General features: G+C 47.7%; 3 protein-coding genes and 1 pseudogene. All 4 read right to left on the bottom strand.

Annotation, left to right across the window (positions count from 1 at the left end; translation table 11 throughout):
• Positions 1-71: 71 nt before the first annotated feature.
• The 4 genes and pseudogenes from D7Y06_RS24670 to D7Y06_RS24655 all read right to left on the bottom strand — a co-directional run bounded on the left by D7Y06_RS24670 (position 72) and on the right by D7Y06_RS24655 (position 2402).
• Positions 72-943: pseudogene (locus D7Y06_RS24670) on the bottom strand (ParB/RepB/Spo0J family partition protein).
• Positions 933-1718 (bottom strand): ParA family protein, encoded by a 786-nt coding sequence (locus tag D7Y06_RS24665; RefSeq protein WP_120410119.1) that lies wholly within the window; start codon positions 1716-1718, stop codon positions 933-935. The pseudogene D7Y06_RS24670 and the gene D7Y06_RS24665 overlap by 11 nt, the downstream one beginning before the upstream one ends.
• A gap of 17 nt (positions 1719-1735) precedes the next feature.
• Positions 1736-1918 (bottom strand): hypothetical protein, encoded by a 183-nt coding sequence (locus D7Y06_RS24660; RefSeq protein WP_120410118.1) that lies wholly within the window; start codon positions 1916-1918, stop codon positions 1736-1738.
• Positions 1884-2402, bottom strand: coding sequence for a DUF6075 family protein (locus D7Y06_RS24655; RefSeq protein WP_004054508.1), 519 nt, complete (start codon positions 2400-2402; stop codon positions 1884-1886). The genes D7Y06_RS24660 and D7Y06_RS24655 overlap by 35 nt, the downstream gene beginning before the upstream one ends.
• Positions 2403-2596 lie beyond the last annotated feature (194 nt).

Genomic DNA, 2596 nt, shown 5'->3' with positions numbered 1-2596 from the left:
AGTGCGCCTTTTTTGCTTTAAAAATAATTTCGATTTTTCTCATTTTGCTATTGACATTTATTAGCTGGACTTTACTGCTTACTCTGCCATTCCTCCAAAAGCTGGATAATGATACCCTCTATGTCATCATTGGAGTATTCCTCTGGAAAATACCTGTTGATCTTATCGCCCTTAATCGTTACTTTTCTTTCGGCTTTTCCTCCGCCAGTATCAGCCTTACCATCGCAGGCGTAAGCTCTCCGCTTTTCCCATACTCCTTCAGCTTTGCCGATTGGGAAGCGTTCATTGCCGCCCCTGTTTCCCCTAAGATAACAGACACCCATTGCTGGGCTTCTTCTGTCAGGAAAGAAATATCCACGCCCTGCGCTATCCCTATCTTTTTCTTATCCACCATGTCAAGCAGATCGTCAGAGAGCCTCGCAAGCCATACATACCTCTGCACCGTCTTTCCGCTCTCCCCGGCAGCTTCCCCCACTTCGTCAAGGGTACTGCCGCCTTTGCTGCCCTGATGCTTCATTGCCTCATATTTCATGGCATAAGCCCTTGCTTTCTCACTCGGCAGAATGTCCTCACGCTGGATATTGGAATCCACCATGATGATCGTGGCTTCATCGTCCGTATAATCCCTGACAATGACGGGCATCGTATCAAGCCCTACCCTTTCAGAACCCCGTTTCCTCCGGTGTCCGGCTATCATCTCATAGCCGCCCCCTGCCCGTGGCCTTACAATTCCAGGTACAAGCACACCATATTTACCGATGCTCTCCGTGGTTTCCTCCATCTTTTCATCATCGAGGACACGGAAAGGGTGGCCTTTGAATGTATGTAGATCGGCCAGCTTCGCATGGATAATCTGCTCCCCCGCCGTATTTTCTGCCCCGCCGAATAAATCATCAAAAGTGTTCAGTTTGACTTTTGACGCACTCCCTGCCTTACTGCCCACTGCCAAGCACCTCCTCCGTCAAAGACTGGTATGCACCCGCAACCCTGCCTTTCGGGTCATGCTGGTAGATGCTGACGCCTTCCGCAGAAGTTTCCGCCGCCCTTACCGACATCGGTATGCTGTTCTCAAATATCCGTACCCTGCTCCCATACGTTTCAATAAGCAGCGCTGTAATATCCCTCGCATAATTGGTACGGTTGTCTACCATTGTCAGCAGGATGCCCTCAATCTCCAGCCTGGGATTGATCTGCCGCTTTACCTTGCCTATGGTCTTGATAAGCTGTTCCAGACCTTTCACGGGCAGATATGCGGCCTGCACGGGTATCAGTATGCTGTCCGCACAGGCAAAGGCATTTATGGTGATCATGCCAAGTGAGGGCATACAATCAATCAGGATATAATCGTATTGCTCCTTTACCATATCCATATAAGAGCGCATCATGATCTCCCTGCTCATCACGTTTACAAGGGAAACCTCCAGGCCGGACAGCTCAATGTTCCCCGGCAACAGGTCAATCCCTTCTTCGTGCTTTAAGATACCGTAGCCCGGTTCCATTTCTTCATCGTTGATGACCTTTTCCATTACGCTTGCAAGGGTGACTTCCAGCTTGTCAGGCTCCGTAAAGCCAAGGCTTGCGGTCAGGCTCCCCTGTGCGTCCGCATCAATAAGTAAAACTCTTTTTCCCTGTTTTGCCAGCCCGATCCCTAAATTGCTCGTTGTGGTGGTCTTGCCCACTCCACCTTTCTGGTTTGCGATTGCTATAACTTTACACATGGTTTTATTCCTCCGTATTAGTCAGATTTTTCTTTGATGTTGGCTTTCTGCACTTCCACATAAGCCCGGTAATACCTGTTTGTACCTTTGTTCCGGTACAGTTCCGAAACTTCCGTCACAGCCACTTTGGGCTGCCTTTTCAGAATTTTCTCGAACCACTTAATATCATTCTTTGTTCCCATCAGTCGAATTTTCAGCACGTTTCTTCTCCATTTCTGCAAGGATTTCCTCAACAGACCGCTGTTTCTGGCAGTATTCCGGGTAACGGAGCTTGATGCCCTGCCAGAAGTACATTGCATAGCCGCAGCAGAAAATATCGCTTACAGAATATCCCCTGCACTCGCCTATCTGCTCGTCCTTGCGCTTATAATCATCAATGCTTGGCGTTCCGTCCGTGTAAAGGTTAAAGGCAAGCCTTACCACCCGGACACTGCCGCTTGTCTGCCAGCCCTGATGCAGACACTCTGTTTTGATGTACCCGGACTTGATATCGTAAATCTGGCTGAAATGATTCCTTGTGTCCTCAGATATGCCGAGAATGTAAATCAACGCCTTGTGGTAGCAGTCCTGATACCTCGCCTGTTCCAATTTCTCAAAATAAAACTTCTCATGTTCCTCGTTTGCAAAAACCATGTGTGTGTTGTTGGCGCTCTGCGCCCCTGCTCTTAACGCTGTGTTGTTCATGTGTGAACCTCCTTCATTAAAGATATTTGAATAAAAAAGGGAACAAACCCCGAAATAGGGTCTATTCCCAAACATCAAACAAGGGAAAGCATATTGCTTTCCCTTGCAGAACTTATATATAGATGGTGTTAGTATATAAGTGTGGACAGAAAAAGTTGAACAACCTATACTATCAAGTGAAAGAGCAAAGGAGA

Source organism: Roseburia sp. 1XD42-69, from assembly GCF_003612565.1.
In the GTDB taxonomy this organism is placed as follows: domain Bacteria; phylum Bacillota; class Clostridia; order Lachnospirales; family Lachnospiraceae; genus Roseburia_B.
The sequence above is the reverse complement of the archived record's forward strand: the minus strand, read 5'-3'. Positions and strand labels throughout refer to the sequence as shown.